The sequence below is a fragment of the Ammonicoccus luteus genome (genome assembly GCF_050880385.1).
Classification (GTDB): Bacteria; Actinomycetota; Actinomycetes; order Propionibacteriales; family Propionibacteriaceae; genus Enemella.
This window is the reverse complement of record NZ_JBNZCI010000004.1, coordinates 397,742-418,436: the sequence shown is the minus strand read 5'-3', so window position 1 is coordinate 418,436 and position 20,695 is coordinate 397,742. Positions and strand designations below refer to the sequence as shown.

Below are 20,695 nucleotides of genomic sequence, written 5' to 3'. Positions count from 1 at the left end.
TTCCCGTGCGAGGGCTTCGGCCGCTTGCGCTGCTGCGACTGCTGCGGCTGCGGTTGCTTCTTGGGCTGCGCCGGGGCCTGGCTCTGCGTGGGCACCTTGGGCTGATAGCTCTCCCAGTCCGCGGGTCCGCTGACCGGTGTGGCGTCGGTGGCGGCCTCGGCGTCGTCGTCCTCGGGCGACCGCTCGGGCCCGAGCCGGACGACGCGCGTGGCGACCTGCTCCACCAGATAGGGCTCGTGCGATGCGAAGACCAACGCCAACCCGTCGGCCAACTCGGAGTTCAGACGGTCGGCGAGCCACCGCACACCCTCGGTGTCCAGACGTTGCTCCGGTTCGTCGAGCACCAGCAGCTTGCGGGGCCGCACGAACGCGGTCGCGAGCGCGAGGCGACGGCGCTGGCCCGAGGACAGCGTGCCCGGGAGCTGGCCCGCCTGCGGCACCAGCTGAACCTCATGAAGGATGTCGTCGACGACCGTCTCGGGATCGGCGAGCCCATGGGCGCGGGCGAGCAGATCGAGGTGCTCGACGACGCTGAGGTCGGGGAAGAAGTCGATGTCATCGATGACCGTGGCGAGGTTCTTGCGAATCGTGCGGGAGGTCTCGGCGAGCTTCTCACCGCAGATCGTGATCTCGCCCTCGGTCGGCTTGTCGGCACCCACCAGGCACCGCAGGAGGGTGGACTTGCCGGCGCCGTTGCGGCCGGTCAGAGCAATGGCTTCTCCCGAACGCACCTGGAGGTTGAAGTTGTCGATGATCTTGGTCGACCCATAGGACCGGGTCAGACCGGACACTCTCAGGATGGACTCGGCGGATTTGGCCATGGATCCGATTGTCCCGTGCCGCGCAAGAGAGGAGGGCGTACGCCCGCCGCGTGGACACCGGCCACCCCCAGCAATGGGTCGACATCTCTGGGCGCTCGCCTGCTCCGGAAGGAGTGTCGGGGGAAACGGTTAGGGTGTGGCCGTGCCGAGATCCGATTACCGAGCCACCCTCGCCAAGCGCCGTTCCGACGTGGCGGCCATGTTCGATGGCGTGGCCGACCGCTATGACCTGATGAACGACGTCATGACCGCGGGCCAGATGCGCCGCTGGCGCGCGGCGACGATCGCCGCGGTCGACCCGCGTCCCGGGCAGCGGATCCTCGACCTCGCGGCCGGCACCGGCACCTCCTCGCGACCGTTCGCCGACGCGGGCGCCACGGTCGTGGCCACCGATCTGTCGCTCGGCATGCTCCGGGTCGGCACGCAACGCCAGCCGGACCTCCACTTCGTGGCGGGCGATGCCCTGGCACTGCCGTTCACCGATGACGCTTTCGATGCGGTCACGATCTCTTACGGCCTCCGCAACGTGGAACGGACTCTCGACGCGCTCGTGGAGATGCGGCGCGTCACCCGACCCGGCGGCAGGCTGGTGATCGCGGAGGTCTCCACACCGACGAACACCCTGTTCGCCACGCTCTACAAGGACCGCCTGCTCGGCGTCCTGCCGCTCCTCGGCAAGGTCGCCTCGAGCAACCCGTCCGCCTATGCCTATCTCGCCGAGTCCATGCAGACCTGGCCCGATCAGCAGGCTCTCGCCGACATGATCGCCGAGGCCGGCTGGCGCAACGTCGAGTGGCGCAATCTTCTCGGCGGCATGGTCGCGATCCACCGCGGGACCGCCTGAGCGTGCCGCCCCCACCCCACACTCCCGTCCCGCCGGGCGAGCCGAAGCCGATCGTCCTCGACGCGTACGCCGCACGCACGTGCGTCATCAAGACCTGGAACAAGTTCGCCCCTGACGTCGAGCCGCCTGCTCCCGATGAGGGCCTGCGGGAGAGCTTCGCCGGCGGCATCGGCTTCACCGACCACGTCCTGACCGAGCTCCTGCACCGCTTTCCCGGTCCGGTCGCCGACCTGCGCCCGTTGGCGGATGCACCGTGGGACGAGCAGGAGTACGCGTGTGCCCAGGCCGTGCGCCACGGCGTGCCCGTCATCATCGGGGGCCTCCTCCCCCTCGATGTCCCCGGCGCCCGCAGCGGTCGGCCGGACCTGCTCGTGCGCGGCGACGATCGCCCGGACGGGCGCACCGGCTATCACCCGGTCGTGATCGCCCGCCGGCAGACGGCGGAGAAACGTCCCTCCACACGAACCGCACACACGGTGCGAGCCAGCGCGCTGGCGACGCCTGCGTACCGTCAAGCCACCACCGTCCGCGATCGCTCCCTGCGCACCCAGAATGACGCGGCCCTGCTGCAGTCGGCGCACTACTGGCGCCAGCTCGACGCGACCGGGCACAGCGCACCGGGACCGGCCACCGCGGGTGTGCTCGGCACCGACGCCTATCCGGAGCTCGATGGGGCGGCGATCACGTGGGTGAATCTGACGGATCCGCTGGTGCGGACCTTCTCGCGCAGCGCTCCCGAAGGCTGGCGCCTGCGCAGCGTCCTGGAGCGGTATGACCACGAGCACGGTTTCCGCGTCCGAGTCGCGACGGCTGCCCGGGCCGGTGAGCCGCCGATGGTGACACCGATCCGCAACCGGGAGTGCGACGCCTGTCACTGGTGGGAGGTGTGCGCGCCGCAGCTGGGCGCCGACGACCTGTCGGTCCGGATCGACAAGACACCGCTGGACGTGCGGGAGATCCAGGCCCTGCGGGTGCTGGGTGTGCGGACGGTGACCGACCTCGCCGAGGTGGATCTGGCGGCGTTGAAGGAGCGTTATCTCCCGGAAGTGCGCCATCGCCAGGGCGCGGAGCAACGCCTCGAGCTCGCGGCCCGGCGGGCCCGGCTGATGGTGTCGGAGGTGGAGCTGGAGCGGTTGACGGCCTGTGCGATCGACGTGCCGACCGCGGACCTGGAGATCGACTTCGACATCGAGTCCTCCGCCGACGAGCGCGTCTATCTGTGGGGTTTCCTCGTCCACGACCGGCGGCGCGCGGACCCGCCGGCCTATGTGGAGTTCTCCGCCTGGTCCGACCTCTCCAAGGAGGCCGAGATCGAACTGGCCCGCCGCGCGATGACCTGGCTGCGGGCGCTGGTGGCCGGCCCGGCGAGCGTGCGGGTTTATCACTATTCGACGTACGAGGTCGTGCGGCTCGCCAACCTGGCCAGCGCCGCCGATGATCCCACCCTGGAGTGGGCGATCGACTATGCGGAGCGCGAGTTCTGCGACCTGTTCGAAGTGGTGCGGGATCATTTCTTCGGGGTACGCGGGCTCGGGCTCAAGGTCGTCGCGTCTGTCGGTGCCGGTTTCGCGTGGCGCGACGTGGATGCCGGGGGACTGAACTCCCAGGCATGGTTCGACGAGGCCTGCCACGCCGCGGAACCGGCCGTTCGAGCGGCGGCCCGGGAGCGTGTGCTGGCGTACAACGAGGACGACGTTCGTGCCACGCACGAACTGCGGGCGTGGCTGCGGAGGCTGTAGTCGGGCTATGCCCAGAGCGAGCGCGGGGGTCCGGGGGTCGTCCCCCGGCTCGGCCTGGCGAGCGTGCCTCAGGCCTGGGGTGACGAGCCCAAGGAGTTCGGAGCGCAGCGGAAAACTCCGACGCGAGGAAGCCCAGAGCGAGCGCGGGGGTCCGGGGGTCGTCCCCCGGCTCGGCCTGGCGAGCGTGCCTCAGGCCTGGGGTGACGAGCCCAAGGAGTTCGGAGCGCAGCGGAAAACTCCGACGCGAGGAAGCCCAGAGCGAGCGCGGGGGTCCGGGGGTCGTCCCCCGGCTCGGCCCCCTGGGCCGAAAAACCCAAACAACGGGAACTTTCCCCAATGGACCCGGACTCCTCTTTGATGGCAGGACGACCACAATCGGCTTCGGGGTCGGACCAAGGAGGGACAGTGCGGCTCGAGGAGGGCGACGCAGGGCGGCCTGCCACAGAGACTGGGGATGAGGAACTGTGGGCTGGCATCTGTGCGGGCATCGAGGCGGATTTTGCGACCCTCTTTCGGCGACACAACAAGGTCGTCTACAACTTCGCGTTCCGCTCGACCGCGTCGTGGAGCCTCGCGGAGGACATCACTCAAGCCACGTTCGCCACCTTGTGGCGCAGGGCGCGGGAGCGGACCGTGGATCCGCTGCGCCGCGATTCCGCCGTGCCGATCCTGTTGTCGATGGCCCGGCACGAGGTGATGAACACCACGCGGGGCAACCAGCGTCGGCTGCGATTGGTCCACAAGATCGAGGATCAGGGGCCCGGCTATGACAACAACGTGTCCGAGTGGGTGGAGCAGGAGGCCGGCATGGCGCAGGTGCACATGGTCCTGAACCGGCTGCCCGAAAACCAGCGTGCGGTCATCGAGTTGGTCGTGTGGAGCGGGCTGGAGCTCGCGGAGGGTGCCGAGATCCTGAAGATTCCGGTCGGCACGGTCAAGTCCCGGTTGAGCCGGGCGAAGAAGAAGCTCGCCACCACCGAGGTGGCCCATCTGTTGGGGGGTGAGGCGTCGTGAACGGACCCGTCGATCCGTTGCGGGAGCGGGATCTCCCGAACGCGGAGGCCATGCTCTCCAGCATCCTGAGCGGCGCCGACGCCGACGCCACCGTCGAGGATCTGGACAGCTTGGACGCGCCCGGCCGGCGGCCGCGGCGGTGGCTCCAGGTGGTGGCGGCTGCTGCAGCGGTGGCAGTGATCGCGGGCCTCGGTTGGGGTGTGACTCGCCCGCAGCTGAGGGAGGTGGAGCCCGAACCGGGTGCGCCGGTCCTGCCGACCCCGACTCCTTCCCAGACGGTGACCCCCACCCCGGAGCCGACCCCGGAGCCGACGCGGGCAGCCGAGCCGGCGCCCCGCACCACGCCCCCGCCCACGAGAACCACCCCGACGCCGGCACCGACCCCGTCGCCCACTCCGTCCGCGACGCCCACCCCGACACCGACCCGGACCCCGTCGCCGGTCGCGCCGACGATCGATCCCCCGCGGGTCATCGTCAACAGCGCGCAGCGGGTCAGGTCGGACCGGGAGGGCTATGACATCGCGGTGGTCACCTCCGTGGCGTGCCCCGGCAGCCGGGGCGCACGGATCTGGGGTCCGTGGGTGGACGGCCCGCGCGTGGTCTCCGGTGAAGGGCTGCTGAGTCCGGGTGGCACGTTGGTCAACCGCGACACCTGCATCAGCATGACCGTCGAGGTCGAGGTGCCGGCCGGTGTGCCCACGGACGTGGCGATCCGGGTGCAGTTGGAATATGCGGCGGGCACTCCCGAGGCCGTCAACGACGGCATGGTCTCCGGGGACGCAATCATCCGCTGACCCGCCGGGATCAACGGACGTCAGCGTCGGTCAGGCGAACCAGCCCGCCACCTGATCGGCGTTCTCGTCCATCCAGCGCTTCGCGGCGGCGAGGGCATCGAGGTCGTCCAGCTGCATCCAGCGGTCCATCTCGTTGACGTCCTCGACCGTGTAGCGAATCCGCCCCAGCACGGTCCGGTCGCGCTCGGCCATCCGGTTCCAGAAGTCGCTGTACGCCAGCAGTGACGCCCGGTCCGGCGGCGGGAACACCCCCAGCGGATCCTGCAGGGGCCGCAGTTCATGGACGTCGTTGAGGAACATCGGCTGCCACATGGGCGTGGCGAACCAGTCCCCGGCGGCCATCCGCGTGTTGACCGTGTCGATGACGGCCCAGATGTCGCCGATCTCGTGGCTCCAGCCGAGCTTGTCGAGCCCATATTCGGTCACCAGCCGATTGGACCGCATGCTGAGCCCCGCGCCGGCCTTGGTGCCCTGCACCAGCCGCGTCGTGAACCGCTCGGCCACCTCCGGCTTGGCCAGGTCCGCCAGCGATGCCACGACGTCCTGCGGCACATAGCCCGGCACCGCCCAGAAGAACAGGCCGCCGTCATAGAGCGGGGCGACCTCGGTCACCACGTCCTTGATCTGTGCCCAATAGACCTCGTGCCCGTGCGGCAGCCAGGCGTCCGCGAAGAGGTCCTGCTGGCCGGCGGCGAGCTGGGGATACATGTCCGGGTGCGCGCCCTCGATCACCTCCACCTCGTGCCCGAGGCGGATCAACACCTCCTCCACGACCGCGGCGGCCACCTGGTGGAAGGATTCGTCGATCCGTCCCAGGACAATCGGTTTCGTGCTCATGCCCACTCCCTCGTGTCGTGCGGGCCGCGCGTGCGCGGCTGTGCGTGCGTCACCGATTGTGCCAAGCGCTCACGCGCGCACGGCCGCCTCCCCTGCGCGGGCCAGCCGCGCGGCCTGGCCCCGCCGGTCCTCGCGGGTGATCCGCATCTCGACGAGCTCCGTCCCGCGGATCGGCTCGGCGAGCGCGGCCCGCAGGTCGGTCAGGGTCGTGAGCTCGCGATGCGCCCAGCCGTACCCCGCCGCCAGCGGCCCGAGCCGCGCCCCCGTCGGCGTACCGAAAATCCTCTCGAACGCCGCGGCATGGTCCGCAGCGCCCTGCTCGAGAATGTGGAAGATCGAGCCGCCGTCGTCGTTGACGACCACGACCCGCAGGTCCGGGCGACGCTCGAGCGGCCCGATCAGCAGCGAGCCGGCGTCGTGCAGGAACGTCAGGTCTCCCAGCAGCAGCGTGGTCGGTCCCGTTGCCAGCGCGATTCCCGCCGCGGTCGCGATGGTGCCGTCGATTCCGGCGAGGCCTCTGTTCGCGTACGCGGGCGGGGCGGTCCCCAGCACCGGCGCCAGGTCCAGGTCGCGAACGGGATGGGAAGAACCGATCACGAGGTTGTGGCCACGGCCGGACTCCTGGGATTGGCGGGTGCGCGTCGCGGCATGCCAGACGGCGCCCGCAACGGCGAGTCCGTTGAGAGGTGTGGGCTCGCTCGGCGCCGCCCTGCCCGACTCCGCGTCCAGGGCCGGCAGGAGCCGATCGTCGGCGTCGCGCCAGGCCCGCAGCCAGGCGGGATCGCCCGGGGGCGGGTCGATCCGGTCGACGACCCGGGTGACACGGCAACCGGGATCGATCCAGCGCGCCCCATCGGTGACCGCAATGATCTCGACGTCGTCGCGGGCGAGGAGCCGGCTGACGGGACGGGACAGGGTGGGATGCCCGAACAGCAGCACCCGCTCGATCCGCTCGCCCAGTTCGGTGCCGAGCAGCAGCCGATAGCCGCGGATGGCCGGCGTCCGACGGGCATTGCCGGAGGGTTCGGACAACAGCGGCAGACCGGCATCGACGGCGGTCTGCCACGCGAGCCGACCGGTCTCGGGCGGGCAGTCGCCGACGAGGACGACCGTGCGGGGCTCCGGGGCCGCGTCGGCCGCGTACCCCTCGGGCAGGTTGCTCCAGGGGGCGGCCGGCACGCCCCACTCCAGCACCGGTGCGGGGTCGTCCGCGCTCGGCGGAGCCCGGTGCGGTTCCACGACCGTGGGGCGCACTTCGGGCCAGTGCTCATCGTCCGGTGTCAACGGCTCGGCGAACGCGAGGTTGAGGTGGACGGGACCGGGGTCCGCGCTGCGTACGCCCACCGCCCCCGCCACCAGCCGCCCCACCTGATGGACCCAGGTGGCCACGCTGCCCTCCGCACCCGAGAGCTGTGCGGACGCGCGGACGAAGCGGTCGAACAGCCCGCCCTGATCGGTGACCTGATTGGCGCCGGTGTGCAACGCCGACACGGGCCGGTCACACGAGAGGATCATGATCGGCACCCCCGCGTGCGAGGCCTCCATCACCGCCGGCAGGAGGTTGCCGACCGCCGTTCCGGAGGTGGTCACGACGGGGACGACGGTGCGGGTGGCCTTGGCGAGACCGAGAGCGAGGTACGCCGCCCCGCGCTCGTCGATGCGGACATGGAGCTCGACCTTGCTCTGCCGGGCGAGGGCCTCCCAGGCGAACGCGAGCGGCGCGGAGCGGGACCCCGGACTCAGCACGACGTGGCGGACACCGAGCTCGACCAGGGCAGCCGCGACGGCTCGCGCGCACGCGGTGGCGGTCATGCCCGGGTCTCCGCATGCCGGCGCAGCCAGCGGCCGGTGTCCTCCGCGGACGCCGCGCACCGGTCCAAGGCAGTGGCGTCGGCCTCGACGGTCCGCACGTCGATCGCCCCGTCGACCGCGCGGAGGGAGTCCGTGACCAAGTCGTCGGTGAGCAGCGCCCGGGTGTTGAGGCCGCAGGCATAGGGCAGCTCGGGGAGGGCCGCGGCAAGGGCCACGCCCGCGGCGAGACCGATCGAGGTCTCGAGGGCACTGGACACGACCACGGGGAGCCCGAGCACATCGGCGAGCTCGAGGCAGCGCCGCACGCCACCGAGGGGCTGGACCTTCAACACCGCGACATCGGCAGCCGCGAGCTCCGCGACCCGCTCGGGGTCGCCGCTGCGGCGGATGGACTCGTCGGCCGCGATGGGCACGGAGATGCCGCGACGGACGAGCTCCCGCCGGAGGCGTGCGAGGTCCTCGACGTCGGCGACGGGCTGCTCGGCGTACTCGATGTCGAACCGGCCCAGCTCCCGCAGCGCGACGATCGCCTCGTCGGGCGACCAGCCGCCGTTGGCGTCGACGCGGACGGCACCGTCGGGGCCCAGGGCGTCGCGGACCGCCTCGACCCTCGCCAGGTCGTCAGCGAGAGTCTGCCCCGGTTCGGCGACCTTGATCTTCGCGGTGGCACAGCCGGACTCTGCCGCGAGTGCGCGGGACGCCTCGGGGTCGAGCGCGGGGATCGTGCAGTTCACCGGGATCCGATCCCGGACCGGCGGTGGGAAGCCGAGACCTGCGGCCTCCTCCGCGGCCGCCAGCCACGGCCGCAGCTCGTCGCCGTGATAGTCGAGGAACGGGCTCCACTCGGCCCAGCCGGCCGGGCCCCGCCACACCATGCCCTGCCGGCGGGTGATGCCGCGGAAGCGGGTGCGGAGGCCGATGTCAAAGACGTACACGTCCTGGTTCATCCCCTTCTCCTGTGTGGCCCGATCCTAGGGTGTTCTCCATGAGCCGCCTGCGTACCCTGCCCGCCGACGATCCCGGCCTCGCCGCCGCGGTCGCGCGGATGCTGGACGGTGGCCCGGCGATCGCGCCGCTGCCGGCGGACCCGGGGGCGGCCACGGCGACCCTCGCGATGCTGCGCCCCGACGAGCCGCTGGTCGAGACCGACGCCGGCCTGGTCGTCGGGACCTCGGGGTCGACCGGCGAGCCGAAGGGTGTGGTGCTCTCCCGCGCCGCGATCCGTGCAGGCGTGGCGGCGACGCACGCACGGCTCGGCGGCACCGGCAACTGGACGCTCGCCGTGCCCGCGCACTATGTGGCGGGCATCCTTGTCGTCGCGCGGGCGGTGGCCGCCGGCACCAGCCTGTTCGCGGTCGACGCCGATCTGCACGATCTGCCCGATCAGTCGGGCCTGGACACGGGTTCGAGTGAGCGCAACTATCTGTCGCTCGTCCCAACCCAGCTCGTGCGGGCGTTGGACCGGCCCGACGTCCTCAGCCGGCTGGCTCGCTATGACGCAATCCTCCTCGGCGGTGCCGCCGCAGACCCCGGGGTCCTGGCGCACGCGCGAGCCGCAGGTCTCACGATCATCACGACCTATGGCATGTCGGAAACCTCTGGCGGGTGCGTCTATGACGGTGTCCCGCTCGATGGTGTGACCATCGATCTCCACGGCCGCGGCGATCCCGAGGCCGGCGGCGGGCGCGTCTCGATCACCGGGCCGGTGGTGTTCTCGGGCTATCGCCTGCGCCCGGATCTGACGGCGAAAGTGCTCGACGGTGCAACACTCCACACGCGCGACCGGGCCCGCTGGGATGGATCCGAATCCGGCCCGTCGCGGCTGGAGATCCTCGGCCGCATTGACGATGTCGTGGTCTCCGGCGGGGTGAACGTGGATCTGGCCGCCGTGGAGAAGGTGCTGAAGGAGCTCGACCCGCAGGGCGCAGTGGTTGGCGTACGCGACCCGGAATGGGGCACCCGCATCATCGCCGCGGTGACGATCCCGACCACACTGCCCGAGTTGCGCGCTCGCCTGCACACTCTCGAGCCCGCCGCAAAACCGCTCGGCCTGCTGAGACACCCCCGCCTCCCCCACACCTCCAGCGGCAAGATCGACCGGCAGGAGTTGATTGCCTGGTGGACTGCCGGGCCCGCGGAGAAGGAAGTGCTGTGAGCGATTCAACGCCCTTGCTCAGGCCGAGGGGTGCCACGTTCGCCGACTGGCTCGAGGGCGCGCGCCCACGCACGTGGCCAGCCGCGCTCTCACCCGTGCTCGCCGGGTCGGGCGTGGCGTGGTTCTTCGGGGGATTCAACCTCGGCATGGCACTGCTGTGCCTGGTGGTGGCGTTCGCGCTGCAGGTGGGCGTGAACTACGCCAACGACTATTCCGACGGCATCCGCGGCACCGACGCCGACCGGATCGGGCCGATGCGGCTCGTGGGTTCCGGGGCGGCGTCGCCGAAGGTCGTGAAAGCTGCGGCGTTCGCCTGCTTCGCGGTTGCCGCGGCCGCGGGACTCGCGCTCACCATCTGGTCGGGGCACTGGTGGTTCCTCGCCGTGGGCGCGGCCTGCATCGTGGCGGCGTGGTTCTATACAGGCGGAAAGCGCCCCTATGGCTATCTCGGGCTTGGCGAGGTGTTCGTCTTCGTGTTCTTCGGGCTCGTCGCGGTGGCGGGCACGGCGTTCGTGCAGCTCGGCGTGTGGACCGTGGCCTCGCTGTGGGTCGCGTGCGCGATCGGGTTCCTGGCGTGCGCGATCCTCGTGGCCAACAACCTGCGGGATCTGGCGGGTGACGAGGCGGTCGGGAAACGCACGCTGGCCACCCGCCTCGGTGATGCCGGCACCCGGGCGTTCTATGCCGGACTGGTCATCGTCACCGCCGTCGCTGTGGTGGGCGCGGCGCTGACGACGACCAGCTGGGCGTTGCTGGGCCTGGTGTTCGTGCCGGTGCTGGTGCCCGCCCTGCTCCGGGTGATGCGGGGCGCGACCGGCCGTTCGTTGATCGCGGTGCTCAAGGCCACCGGGATCGCGGAGTTGATCTGCGCGGCCGGTCTGTTCGCGGGGTTCGTGATCGGCTGAGGCATCCCCCGCGCGGACCTCAACCCTTCACGCAGACAACCTGCCGCAGGGTGGCGACGACCTCGACGAGGTCGCGCTGTGCCTCGATGACCTTGTCGATGTCCTTGTAGGCACCGGGGATCTCATCCAGCACTCCGGCGTCCTTGCGGGACTCGACCCCCTCGGTCTGCGCCACCAGATCCGCGATCGTAAAGGTCTTCTTGGCCTTGGCCCGCGACATCACACGGCCGGCGCCGTGGGACGCCGACTGATAGGAGTCGTCGTTGCCGAGCCCCCGCACGACATAGGACCGGGTTCCCATCGAGCCCGGGATCAGCCCCATGTCACCGGCACCCGCACGGATCGCGCCCTTGCGGGTGATCAACATCGGCACGCCGTCGACGAGTTCCTCCGCCACATAGTTGTGGTGGCAGGAGATCGGTTCGTCGAACCGGACACCCGCGGCCGCGAACTTCTCGGCGAAGATGCTCATGAGCAGCGCGAGCATGACTGCGCGATTGCGGGCCGCATATTCCTGCGCCCACATCAGGTCGTGCCGATAGGCCGCCATCTCCGGGGTGCCCGCGAGGAACACCGCGAGATCCCGGTCCGGGAGACCTTGGTTGTGCGGCAGTGCCCGAGCGGTCTCCATGTGCACCTTGGCGAGCTCATTGCCGATGTTGCGCGAGCCGGAGTGCAGCATCAGCCAGACCCGGTCCTCGGTGTCGAGGCAGATCTCGATGAAATGGTTGCCGCCACCGAGCGTGCCGAGTTGGAGGTGAGACCGCTCGTGCAGCTTCTGCACGTGGTCGGTCAGTTGCTCGAACCGGGCGAAGAACGGGCGCAGCTCCGGCTTGCCGTGGCGGTCGGTGAGCACGCGGGGCAGCAGCCCCTCCAGCGGCCGCAGGTCGACCGCCCGATTGTGGCTGCGGAAGCCCACCGGGATCGCGTCCTCGATCGACCGACGAAGTCGACCGAGATCATCGGGCAAGTCGGCAGCGGTGAGGGACGTGAGAACACCCTCCATGCCGCAGCCGATGTCCACGCCGACCGCCGCGGGCGCGACGGCTTCCTGCATCGCGATGACCGACCCGACGGTCGCACCTCGGCCCAGGTGGACGTCCGGCATCACCCGGACGCCGTGGGTCCATGGAAGCGCGGCGATGTTCCGCAGCTGCTCGATTGCCTGCGGTTCGATCTCCTGCTCGTGGGCCCACAACTGCACGTTGGGTGCGCCGCTGAGTGCGACGGGAAACATCGGAAACGTCCTCTCTTGCTGTGTGCTGGGTCATCGTTATGAGTCAGCCAGGCTAGAGCTTGTTCCTCGTTGGGGGAATCCAATTTTCGGTCGTGCAGCGCGTACCATGGACCGTATGTTGCGGTTCCTTCCTGTCGTGGTGATCGTGCTGCTGATGATCTATTGCGTGATCGAAGTGGCGCAGTCACGGCCTGACGAAGTTCGCCGGGCCCCACGCTGGTTGTGGGCCGCGGCGGTCATCGGGCTGCCTCTCGTGGGCTCTGTCGCCTGGCTGCTCCTCGGCCGGCCCAATGCCCAGTCGATCGCCGACGCGGTCGATGAACGCTTTCCGATCGCGCCGGACGATGACCAGGACTTCCTGAACAACCTGCGTTAGCGTTCCGTGGTCGCGCCGTTCGTCGCGTCCTCGGAATATTTCTCCAGCAGCCTCGACAGGTCCACACCCGTGGTGTTCTTGATGAGTTCCATGGTCTGGACGACGTTGTTGGTCACCTGCTTGGGCACCGCGCCGGCGCCGTCCGTGGAGACCACAGTGAGCTTGTCGATGCCGGCCATCGGCGCAGCGACCTTCTCCGCGACCTGGGGCAGGATGTCGACGAGCATCTGCAGCACGGCTGCTTCGTTGTAGCGCGCGAACGCATCCGCACGCTTGTTCATCGCCTCGGCCTCCGCCTCACCGCGAGCAAGGATCGCGGCGGCTTCCGCGTCGCCCTCCGCACGGAGAGCTTCGGCCTCGGCAACACGGCGGGCACGCTCGGCCTCACCGCGGCGGGCGCCCTCGATGGCCTCTGCTTCCGCGAGCGCGGAGCGGCGGGACTTGTCGCCCTCACCGGTCAGGCGGGCCGTCTCGGCGTCGGCCTCGGCGGCGGCGATGGCTGCTGCACGCTGAGCATCGGCCTGACGGATCGCGGCGGTGCGCCGGGCTTCCGCTTCGGTCTCGACCCGATAGCGCTCGGCATCCGCGGGCTTGCGGACCTCGGTGTCGAGCTGCCGGTCCTTCAGTGCTGCCTGGCGCACGGCGACCTTTTCCTGCTCGGCGAGGATCGCTTGGTCCCGATCAGCCTGGGCCAGCGGACCGGCCGCTGCGGCCTGGGCCTGCGCGGCATCGGTTTCCGCCTTGATCTCCGAGTTCTTCAGCGCGAGCGCCCGTTCGGCGATCGCGATCTCCTGCTCCGCGGCGATGCGTGCCTGTTCGGCCTCCTGTCGGGCGTTGGCCTCGGCGATGGCGGCGAGGCGCCCGACCTTGGCGGACTCGGGTCGGCCGAGGTCGGACAGATAGGAGCCGTCGTCGGTGATGTCCTGGATCTGGAAGGTGTCGAGGACCAAGCCCTGGCCGGTGAGTGAGGACTCCGATTCGTCGGCGACGCTCTGGGCGAACGCCGCGCGGTCCCGGATGATCTGCTCGACCGAGAGGCTGCCGACGATGGAGCGGAGCGAGCCGGCGAGGGTCTCCTGGGTGAACGTCTCGATCTCGTCCTGCTGGGTGAGGAAGCGCTGGGCCGCAGCGCGGATGGAGTCCTCGTTGCCGCCGACCTTGACGATCGCCACGCCGTCGAGATTGAGCTTGACGCCCTGACCGGAGACCGCACCCCGGATCTGCACCATGATGCGTCGCGAGGACAGATCGAGGATGTGCAGCCGCTGGACGAAGGGCATGACGAACACGCCACCGCCCATCACGACCTTCTGGCCCGACAGGTCGGTCGAGATCTCACCGGTCTCGGGGTTGCGCACCTCCTTTCCCTTGCGGCCGGTCACGATGTAGGCCTCGTTGGGCCCTGCAACCTTGTAACGGTTGATGATCAGCAGGCCGACCAGCAGGATGACGGCGATGATGCCGACGATCCCGATGACCAGCGGAGTGAGCACGAACATGCGCATCCCTTCGGTGTGGTGCGGGCGGATTTCGGAAACTTGAGTGGACGTGCGTTGGCAGGCGACCGAGCGGGCGCCGGGTGTCAGGGCTCGATCGGTTCCCCGGCGCGGACCCTGACCGAGGTCGGCGACAGCACGGCCGTGACCTGGATCAGCCGGCCGGCCGCGATGGGCTCATCGGCCTTGGCGTTGAGCATCGTCGGATGACCGTGCACCGACACCCGGACCTGGCCGAAGCCGCTCACTGGGATCGGGTGGACGACCCGGCCGACAGCTCCGATCAGGTGCTGCGACCGCACCGTGCTGTCACTGTCGCGCGTCGGATCCTTGAGCCGCATGGTCAACCAAGCCGCCAACGCCCCGACACCGAGGCCGACGATCACGCCGACGACGATCGCGAGCAGCAGGTTCTCGACGAGGCTGAGCATGATCGCGCCGGTGAAACCCAGCGCCCCGAGGAAGCCGGCAAGGCCAGCAAGGGAGAAGAAGTCGCCGCCGACATCGCCGAAGTCGAGGACGCCGTCGAGCAGGTCTCCGATCAGGATCGACACCAGCAGCAAGCCAACTCCGACGGCGCCGAGGATCAGAAAAACCGAAACCATCCACGCCGCCGTTCTCAGCTCGCACGCTCAACTCGTGACGGGTTCGATTCTACCCTGCGAGCAGGCCACTTCCCCGACTCCAACGCACGCCCAGCCACTGCGGTCGCCGTGAGCGATGGGCCGCTCGGGGGACATACTGGGGCGCAGTTCGACGGAGGAGAGGACCATCGATGACCGAAGGCCACCACGGTCCCCACGGGGCGCCACCCGGCGACGACGGCAACCCGATCTGGCCGACCTATCCTGCGGGCCCGGATTTCTTGGCCCCCGGCGGCCAACGACCGCAGGGCTCGCCGCCCGGGGCCCAGGCGGGCTCGGGGCACCGGCCGGCGGCTCCGGCACCACCGCATGCCGCGGCCCAACCGTCGCTCAAGGCAGCGCCGGCGTCCTATCCGCAGGGGCCGGCGTACCCCCCGCCCCCACGTCAGTCAAAGGGCCCGGTCATCGCCCTGATCGCGACGCTGGCAGTCCTCGGGTTGATCGCCATTGCAGGGATCGGCGGAGTCCTCTTCCTGCGCAACACCTCCGGCGATCCCTCGCCGAGCGACCCACCGACCAGCGCCCCTGCCGAACCGCGGTCCCAGCCGACGGGGGAGATCCTGCCCGCGCCCCCGGGCCGCCCGGCCGAGGGGGCACTCAAGGAACGACTGGACCAACAGTTCGGCAGCTTCGAGCCGATCGTCCGCAGCGGCACCGGCCCGGCCGTGATCGAGCTCCCGCCCGAGGCCCGCCGAGGCCTGCTGTGGGCGAAGACCGATGGAGCCGACTGGTTCAGCGTGCAGTCGGTGCCGGAGAACGGCCTGCAGTCGCCCCTGTTCTATAGCGGCGAGGCGGCGCAGGGAACGGTCGGCTTCGGGCTGCGGAGCCGTGCGCCGCGCCCGGTCCGCCTGCTGGTGGAGACCACCGATGCATCCTGGGAGCTGGCGGTCCGGCCCATCTCGAGCGCCCCAGTGCTCGGGGAGGCGGCGAGCGGGACGGGGATGGCCCTGCTCATCCATGACGGCCCGGCGAAGGACGTGCAACTCGATTATCGCGGTGACGCGAACTTCATCGTGGTCCAGCACGGGATCGACGACACGACTCATCACGCGAACGAGATCGGGTCGACCACGATCGAGTCGACGCTCACGGAGGGACTGAGCGTGCTGGAGATCGAGGCATGGCGCAGCGGCGAATGGGGCGTCCGCGATCGCTGAGCCCTCGCCTTTTCAAATGACACTGACAGTGTTACTGTCAGCTTATGCCTGATGCTGCTGACACGACCCCCGACGACGGTTGGGGCCTCGACGACTTCCTCGACGAGGTCGCCGAGAGTCTGACGCGACTCGGCATCGCGGCGACGGCGCCGGATCGGCGCACCGTCCGCTATTACGCGACCCTCGGCGTCGTCGACCGACCGGCCATGGCTGGACGCGAGGCCCGCTACGGCCGTCGCCAGCTCGCCCAACTGCTGGCGTTGAAGAGGTTGCAGGCGGAAGGAGTACGCCTCGGCGCGATCGGCCCCCGGATCGCCGGGGTGGCCACCGAAGAGCTCATGGCGCTGGCCGCAGGCAGCCCCCCAGCCAGCGGACCCCGCCCCCAGCCCGACCCTGCGCCGGCCGAGCCGCCGACGCTGCGCACCCAGTCGGTGCTCCGGCTGGCGCCGGGGGTCGACCTCGTCCTGGCTATGACGGTGTCGGACACCGAGGCGGCCGCCATCCTCCGGGCCGCCGGCAGCCTGCTCACCCGGATCTCTGCCCTCGGCCTGACCCCTGACCACGACCCCACCTCCGCCGCCGACCCCCGTCCGACCAAGGAGTGACCTCATGCACCTCAGCCCCGACGAATTGACGTCCTGCTGCCCGCCCCTGCCGAACTGGGGGCTCGCCACCGCCGACGGCGCGCTCCCCCTGCGGAACGTCGCGCTGTCCGGCACGGTCACCGGCCTGTCGGCCTCGCTCGCCCTGGTTCAGACGTTCCGCAACGACCGGGCGACGCCGATCGAAGCGGTCTATACGTTCCCGCTGCCGGACCATTTCGCGGTCGCCGGGCTGACCGCCGTGCTGGGCGACCGGGAGATCACCGGACGCATTGATGAGCGCGGGCGGGCCCGGACGGACTACGAGGACGCGCTGGGTCGCGGCCGTCGCGCCGCCCTGCTGGAGCAGGAACGCGGCGACGTGTTCACCGCTCAACTCGGCAACCTGGCCCCCGGCGAGGAGGCGACGATCACCCTGCGGCTGGCCGGTCGCCTGGGCGTCGATTCCGGGGAGGCGACCCTGCGCATCCCGTTGGTGGTCGGCGAGCGCTATCACCCGGGCACGCCGACGGCGACCGACCCCAGCGGCACCGGCCGGTGGCCGGACACTGACCAGGTGCCGGACGCCTCGCGCGTGTCGCCGCCCCGACAGCCCGGTCCGACCGGCGTGGGGATCCACCTGGACGTGAAGGTCGACCCGGCGGGTCTGCTGGCCGGGACGCCCCGCGTCAGCCCCGGTGTGCAGCTCACGGAGGGCAAGTCCGGCTGGTCGCTGGCCGAGGCCCCCGATCTCGACCTCGATCGGGATCTGGTCGCCCGGTTCGGCCTGCGTACCGACACGACCACCGCAACCGCCGCCTTCGCCGCCGATCAGGACGACCCGACCCAGGGCACCTGGCAGGTCGTCGTCAGTCCTGGCCAGGCGCCGCACCCGACGCCGCGCACCGTCGTGCTGGCCCTGGACCGGTCGGGCAGCATGCACGGCTGGAAGATCGTCGCGGCCCGGCGTGCCGCCGCGAGGATCATCGATTCCCTCGGCGCGGACGACTCTTTCCTCGTGCTCGGCTTCGACCACAACATCGAGACCGCCCGGGACCAGCACGAACCGGTGCCGGCCACCGACCGCAACCGCTTCGCCGCCATCCGCTGGCTCGGCGGTCTCACCGCCCGGGGCGGCACCGAACTGGCCGGGCCGCTGGATCGTGCCGCCGACGCCCTGGCGACGGCCGACGGGGAGCGCGTCCTTGTGCTGCTCACCGACGGGCAGGTCGGCAACGAAGCGGCACTGCTGCGCCTCATGGCCGAACGCCTCCAGGGGGCGCGGATCTATGCGTTGGGCGTGGACCACGCGGTCAACGCGACGTTCCTGCGACGCCTCGCCGCAGTCGGCGGAGGTCGCTGTGACCTGGTCGAGTCGGAGGACGAACTCGATCGCGTGCTGCAGGAGGTGCACCGCCGCATCGCGCGGCCGGTCGCGCGCGGGCTCGCGGTGGCGGTCGAGGGCGTGCGGATCGACCGCGCGTTCACCACGCCTGAGTGCGCGGACCTCTTCCCGGCCGGCCCCACCATCGTGACCGGACGCTGGCGGGGCACGCTCGACGCGGCGCCCGAGGTGTCGGTGTTCGCCGAAAGCGATGCCGGCGTCGAGGAATGGACCGCGACCGCGACCCTCGTCCGGGACGACCTGGACGCGCTGCGGAACACCTGGGCGCGGGCCCATCTGGAAAAGCTGCAGGACGGGCTGGAGACCCGGCGCCGCGGCACGACCCGGGACATGATCGTCGAATTCTCTCTCGCCCATCAGGTGCTGTGCCCCTTCACGGCGTGGCTGGCGATCGGACCCGACGGAGTCACCGGCCCGCTCCAGACCGTCGTCCAGCCTGTTGCTGAGCACCCGGCGATGCCAATGCACTCGATGGTGGTGCCGACCATGGAGATGGCGGACCTGGATGTTCCCGACTTTCTGCGTTCCGAACCCGAGCCGCCCGCGGCGATGGTCCGGCCGACCCGCGCACGACGACTGCGGGATGCCGGCGCGTGGCTGGGCCTCGCGCGGCCCGAACCGGCAGCCGACGTGTTGGCCTCGGTGTCGCCCATGGAGGACACCACCATGCCGGCCTTGGCGCTGGCACCCTTCGCCGACCGGGTCCGCAAGATCCTCGCCCGCTTCCGCGCGGGCGGCGATCCTGCACTCGCGCGCGAGTTGGCGGAGCTGGTGTCCGATCTGGAGTCGGTCGGGGCACCGCAGGACCTGCTCGACGCGGTGGCCGGTCTGCCCGAGAACCTCGACGAGGTCGAGGAGTTGTGGGAACACCACGCGGGACCTCTGTGGTGAACCGGCGCGGCGACTAGTCGTCCTCGCCGAGGCCGCGGGCGGCAAGCGCTTCGCCCGTGGCGCGGGCGTACGCCACGGCCCCCACCACCACCGGCGTCAACTGCGCGAGCAGGTTGCGCTCCAGCCCTCGAGCCCGGGCGGCGGCCCGCACGTCGCTGAACGAACCGAACAGGAAAGGGATGCTCCGGATCATCAGGGCCGCGGCCAATCCCACTCGTTCGGGGCTGCCGCCCACGAGCCGGACCGGCCGAGCCGCGACGACCAGCGCGTCGAGCAGCGCCGTGGCGGGGGTGGTGAGAGTGAGAATGCGCGCCGCGTACACACACAACACCAAGTTCGCCACCAACATCAGCCCGATCTGCCACGTCCCCCAGATCAGTTGATAGGCGACGAGGCACGCGGCCAGCACCCAGATCATCGGTGCCAGCACCAAACAGCGCCGCCAGTGGATTCGGGTGGTGGTGAGCAGCACGGCCGCCACCGCGAGCAGTGCGGCCGACAGCCACAGCTCGCGCACGATCAACGGCACGATCGAGACCACGAGCATGAGCGCGAACTTGGCGCCCACGGGGAGTCGGTGGAGCCAGGAGGTGCCGGGGACGAACAGCCCGAACAACTGATGATGCGCGTTCACACCATCAACCCCCGATAGTGCGCGACCGCCGCGGCGGGGGCACCGTCGAAGACGATCCGGCCGGCGTCCACCACCAGCGCCCGGTCGAAGTCGGCCACGAAGTCGAGGTCGTGGGACGAGACGACCAACTGCTGGTCGAGTTCCGCGAACACGCGACGCAATTGCTCGCGATTGCGCAGGTCGAGCAGGGTGGTCGGCTCGTCGGCGACAAGGATGGCGGGCTCGACCGCCAGCACGGCCGTGAGGGCGACGAGCTGGCGTTCCCCGCCCGAGAGGTCATAGATCGACTGGCGGGCGAGGTGAGCGAGGCCGCGGGTTTCGAGGAGGGAGTACGCCGCCGCCTCCCGCTCGCGCCGCCCCCGCACCCGGCGCCGCAGGCTGAGCTCGATGTCCTCGATGGGCGTGGACATGACCAGCTGGGACAGCGGGTCGGTAAAGATGAAGCCGACCCGCCCGCGCACTTGTTTGCCATCGCGGACGGTGTCGAGCCCGTCGACGGTCACGGTGCCGCTCGTGGGCTCGATCAACCCGTTGAGCAGCCGCAGCAGGGTCGACTTGCCGGAGCCGTTGGCGCCGATGACCGCGATGCGGCGTTCGGCGAGCTCGAGGTCGAGGTCGGCGAGCAGGGTCTTGTCGATCACGTCCCGGCCGCTGAGGACCGGCACGTCGACGCGGACGCCTGCCAGCCGGATCGTGCTCACCTGAGGACGTTATCCCCAGCCGGGCGCTTGCGGCGACGCAGGAAGAGATCCGGGAACGCCTTGAACACCGCCAGCGCGAGGCCGGCCGCGACCAGGTTCTTCACCACATCGCCCGGCCAGAAGGCCAAGTCGGTCAGAGCCGCCTTGCCGAACGCCATGTTGGCGTTGGCCATCAGGCCGGCGATCCCTGCCGGGTGGATGATCAGGATGCTCGCGCCGATGCCCGCGATGAACAAGGCCGCATAGCGCGGCAGCTTCGTTCGCAGCAGTGCCCGTGACAGCAGGCCGGCGAGAAGGGCCGCGATCGGGAACGACAACAGATAACCGGCCGAGGGCTTGCCCAGGGCCGCGAGGCCGGCCGTGCCGCCGGCGAACACCGGCAGTCCCGCGAAGCCGACCAGCAGATAGAGGACCACGGCCAGGAAGCCGCGCACCGGGCCGAGCGCGAGACCGGCGAGGGCGACGCCCAGCGTCTGCAGGGTGATGGGCACACCACCGGCGAGCGGGATGGCCGGGACGAGCGAGAGCATCGCGACGAGGGCGGCGAACACCGCGACGAGGGCGATGTCAACGGGGGCGAACGCGCGGCGCGAGGCGCGCTCGGTGGTGACGGTGCTGGTCACGGGGGATCCTCCGGAGAACGTTGGGGGCG

General features: G+C 70.5%; 19 protein-coding genes and 1 pseudogene. 10 read left to right on the top strand and 10 right to left on the bottom strand.

Annotated elements, in window-relative coordinates; genetic code table 11:
• Positions 1-176 precede the first annotated feature (176 nt).
• Positions 177-830: pseudogene (locus ACQ260_RS11990) on the bottom strand (ABC transporter ATP-binding protein); the annotation flags it as partial.
• A gap of 133 nt (positions 831-963) precedes the next feature.
• Here ACQ260_RS11990 and ACQ260_RS11985 point away from each other — a divergent pair.
• The 4 genes from ACQ260_RS11985 (at position 964) to ACQ260_RS11970 (ending at position 5,212) form a co-directional block, all read left to right on the top strand.
• The gene (locus ACQ260_RS11985) at positions 964-1,665 is read left to right on the top strand and encodes a demethylmenaquinone methyltransferase (RefSeq protein WP_432559669.1); all 702 of its coding nucleotides are present in this window, start codon (positions 964-966) and stop codon (positions 1,663-1,665) included.
• A 2-nt stretch (positions 1,666-1,667) separates the two neighbouring features.
• The gene (locus ACQ260_RS11980) at positions 1,668-3,404 is read left to right on the top strand and encodes a TM0106 family RecB-like putative nuclease (protein ID WP_432559668.1); all 1,737 of its coding nucleotides are present in this window, start codon (positions 1,668-1,670) and stop codon (positions 3,402-3,404) included.
• A 405-nt stretch (positions 3,405-3,809) separates the two neighbouring features.
• Positions 3,810-4,418: an RNA polymerase sigma factor gene (locus ACQ260_RS11975; protein WP_432559667.1), complete on the top strand. Its 609-nt coding sequence runs from the start codon at positions 3,810-3,812 to the stop codon at positions 4,416-4,418.
• On the top strand, positions 4,415-5,212 hold the full coding sequence (locus tag ACQ260_RS11970) for a hypothetical protein (RefSeq protein WP_432559666.1): 798 nt from the start codon (positions 4,415-4,417) through the stop codon (positions 5,210-5,212). The genes ACQ260_RS11975 and ACQ260_RS11970 overlap by 4 nt, the downstream gene beginning before the upstream one ends.
• Positions 5,213-5,242: 30 nt before the next feature.
• On the opposite strand, the gene ACQ260_RS11965 is transcribed toward ACQ260_RS11970, so the two are convergent.
• The 3 genes from ACQ260_RS11965 to ACQ260_RS11955 all read right to left on the bottom strand — a co-directional run bounded on the left by ACQ260_RS11965 (position 5,243) and on the right by ACQ260_RS11955 (position 8,808).
• Complete coding sequence (locus ACQ260_RS11965; RefSeq protein WP_432559665.1) at positions 5,243-6,049, bottom strand: glycine betaine ABC transporter substrate-binding protein; 807 nt, start codon at positions 6,047-6,049, stop codon at positions 5,243-5,245.
• A gap of 69 nt (positions 6,050-6,118) precedes the next feature.
• Positions 6,119-7,861, bottom strand: coding sequence for a 2-succinyl-5-enolpyruvyl-6-hydroxy-3-cyclohexene-1-carboxylic-acid synthase (gene menD, locus ACQ260_RS11960; protein WP_432559664.1), 1,743 nt, complete (start codon positions 7,859-7,861; stop codon positions 6,119-6,121).
• Positions 7,858-8,808, bottom strand: coding sequence for an o-succinylbenzoate synthase (locus ACQ260_RS11955; protein ID WP_432559663.1), 951 nt, complete (start codon positions 8,806-8,808; stop codon positions 7,858-7,860). Before ACQ260_RS11955 ends, menD begins: the two co-directional genes overlap by 4 nt.
• A 38-nt stretch (positions 8,809-8,846) precedes the next feature.
• Here ACQ260_RS11955 and ACQ260_RS11950 point away from each other — a divergent pair, with 38 nt between their 5' ends.
• Entirely contained in the window at positions 8,847-10,016 is a 1,170-nt protein-coding gene (locus tag ACQ260_RS11950; RefSeq protein WP_432559662.1) for an AMP-binding protein, read from the top strand.
• A complete protein-coding gene (locus ACQ260_RS11945) occupies positions 10,013-10,921 on the top strand; it encodes a 1,4-dihydroxy-2-naphthoate polyprenyltransferase (RefSeq protein ID WP_432559661.1) in 909 nt (302 codons plus the stop codon). Before ACQ260_RS11950 ends, ACQ260_RS11945 begins: the two co-directional genes overlap by 4 nt.
• A gap of 19 nt (positions 10,922-10,940) precedes the next feature.
• Here ACQ260_RS11945 and ACQ260_RS11940 read toward each other — a convergent pair whose 3' ends face one another.
• Positions 10,941-12,158 (bottom strand): RtcB family protein, encoded by a 1,218-nt coding sequence (locus ACQ260_RS11940; protein WP_432559660.1) that lies wholly within the window; start codon positions 12,156-12,158, stop codon positions 10,941-10,943.
• Between the two features lie 115 nt (positions 12,159-12,273).
• Here ACQ260_RS11940 and ACQ260_RS11935 point away from each other — a divergent pair, with 115 nt between their 5' ends.
• On the top strand, positions 12,274-12,534 hold the full coding sequence (locus ACQ260_RS11935; protein WP_432559659.1) for a PLD nuclease N-terminal domain-containing protein: 261 nt from the start codon (positions 12,274-12,276) through the stop codon (positions 12,532-12,534).
• Here ACQ260_RS11935 and ACQ260_RS11930 read toward each other — a convergent pair.
• The gene (locus ACQ260_RS11930) at positions 12,531-14,033 is read right to left on the bottom strand and encodes a flotillin family protein (protein ID WP_432559658.1); all 1,503 of its coding nucleotides are present in this window, start codon (positions 14,031-14,033) and stop codon (positions 12,531-12,533) included. The genes ACQ260_RS11935 and ACQ260_RS11930 overlap by 4 nt on opposite strands.
• Before the next feature lie 83 nt (positions 14,034-14,116).
• Positions 14,117-14,635 (bottom strand): NfeD C-terminal domain-containing protein, encoded by a 519-nt coding sequence (locus ACQ260_RS11925; RefSeq protein ID WP_432559657.1) that lies wholly within the window; start codon positions 14,633-14,635, stop codon positions 14,117-14,119.
• Between the two features lie 170 nt (positions 14,636-14,805).
• Between ACQ260_RS11925 and ACQ260_RS11920 the strand changes: the two genes are divergently transcribed.
• From ACQ260_RS11920 to ACQ260_RS11910, 3 genes are read left to right on the top strand one after another with little or no spacing between them, the layout of a single operon-like run.
• The gene (locus tag ACQ260_RS11920) at positions 14,806-15,831 is read left to right on the top strand and encodes a hypothetical protein (RefSeq protein WP_432559656.1); all 1,026 of its coding nucleotides are present in this window, start codon (positions 14,806-14,808) and stop codon (positions 15,829-15,831) included.
• Between the two features lie 44 nt (positions 15,832-15,875).
• Complete coding sequence (locus ACQ260_RS11915; RefSeq protein ID WP_432559655.1) at positions 15,876-16,436, top strand: MerR family transcriptional regulator; 561 nt, start codon at positions 15,876-15,878, stop codon at positions 16,434-16,436.
• A gap of 4 nt (positions 16,437-16,440) precedes the next feature.
• Positions 16,441-18,708 carry a VIT and vWA domain-containing protein gene (locus ACQ260_RS11910; protein ID WP_432559654.1) on the top strand — a complete coding sequence of 756 codons (2,268 nt, stop codon included), beginning with the start codon at positions 16,441-16,443 and terminating at the stop codon, positions 18,706-18,708.
• A gap of 13 nt (positions 18,709-18,721) precedes the next feature.
• Here ACQ260_RS11910 and ACQ260_RS11905 read toward each other — a convergent pair whose 3' ends face one another.
• Genes ACQ260_RS11905 through ACQ260_RS11895 form a run of 3 tightly spaced genes read right to left on the bottom strand, consistent with a single transcriptional unit; the run spans position 18,722 to position 20,666 of the window.
• On the bottom strand, positions 18,722-19,342 hold the full coding sequence (locus ACQ260_RS11905; protein WP_432559653.1) for an energy-coupling factor transporter transmembrane component T family protein: 621 nt from the start codon (positions 19,340-19,342) through the stop codon (positions 18,722-18,724).
• Positions 19,339-20,043, bottom strand: a complete 705-nt coding sequence (locus ACQ260_RS11900; protein WP_432559652.1) for an energy-coupling factor ABC transporter ATP-binding protein — start codon at positions 20,041-20,043, stop codon at positions 19,339-19,341. Before ACQ260_RS11900 ends, ACQ260_RS11905 begins: the two co-directional genes overlap by 4 nt.
• Positions 20,040-20,666 carry a biotin transporter BioY gene (locus ACQ260_RS11895; RefSeq protein ID WP_432559651.1) on the bottom strand — a complete coding sequence of 209 codons (627 nt, stop codon included), beginning with the start codon at positions 20,664-20,666 and terminating at the stop codon, positions 20,040-20,042. Before ACQ260_RS11895 ends, ACQ260_RS11900 begins: the two co-directional genes overlap by 4 nt.
• Positions 20,667-20,695 lie beyond the last annotated feature (29 nt).

Bases quoted from the DNA above. Each gene is read 5' to 3' on its own strand.
- ACQ260_RS11965 (WP_432559665.1), bottom strand. From the start codon at position 6,049: ATGAGCACGAAACCGATTGTCCTGGGACGGATCGACGAATCCTTCCAC.
- menD (WP_432559664.1), bottom strand. From the start codon at position 7,861: ATGACCGCCACCGCGTGCGCGCGAGCCGTCGCGGCTGCCCTGGTCGAG.
- ACQ260_RS11955 (WP_432559663.1), bottom strand. From the start codon at position 8,808: ATGAACCAGGACGTGTACGTCTTTGACATCGGCCTCCGCACCCGCTTC.
- ACQ260_RS11950 (WP_432559662.1), top strand. From the start codon at position 8,847: ATGAGCCGCCTGCGTACCCTGCCCGCCGACGATCCCGGCCTCGCCGCC.
- ACQ260_RS11940 (WP_432559660.1), bottom strand. From the start codon at position 12,158: ATGTTTCCCGTCGCACTCAGCGGCGCACCCAACGTGCAGTTGTGGGCC.
- ACQ260_RS11935 (WP_432559659.1), top strand. From the start codon at position 12,274: ATGTTGCGGTTCCTTCCTGTCGTGGTGATCGTGCTGCTGATGATCTAT.
- ACQ260_RS11930 (WP_432559658.1), bottom strand. From the start codon at position 14,033: ATGTTCGTGCTCACTCCGCTGGTCATCGGGATCGTCGGCATCATCGCC.
- ACQ260_RS11925 (WP_432559657.1), bottom strand. From the start codon at position 14,635: ATGGTTTCGGTTTTTCTGATCCTCGGCGCCGTCGGAGTTGGCTTGCTG.
- ACQ260_RS11920 (WP_432559656.1), top strand. From the start codon at position 14,806: ATGACCGAAGGCCACCACGGTCCCCACGGGGCGCCACCCGGCGACGAC.
- ACQ260_RS11915 (WP_432559655.1), top strand. From the start codon at position 15,876: ATGCCTGATGCTGCTGACACGACCCCCGACGACGGTTGGGGCCTCGAC.
- ACQ260_RS11910 (WP_432559654.1), top strand. From the start codon at position 16,441: ATGCACCTCAGCCCCGACGAATTGACGTCCTGCTGCCCGCCCCTGCCG.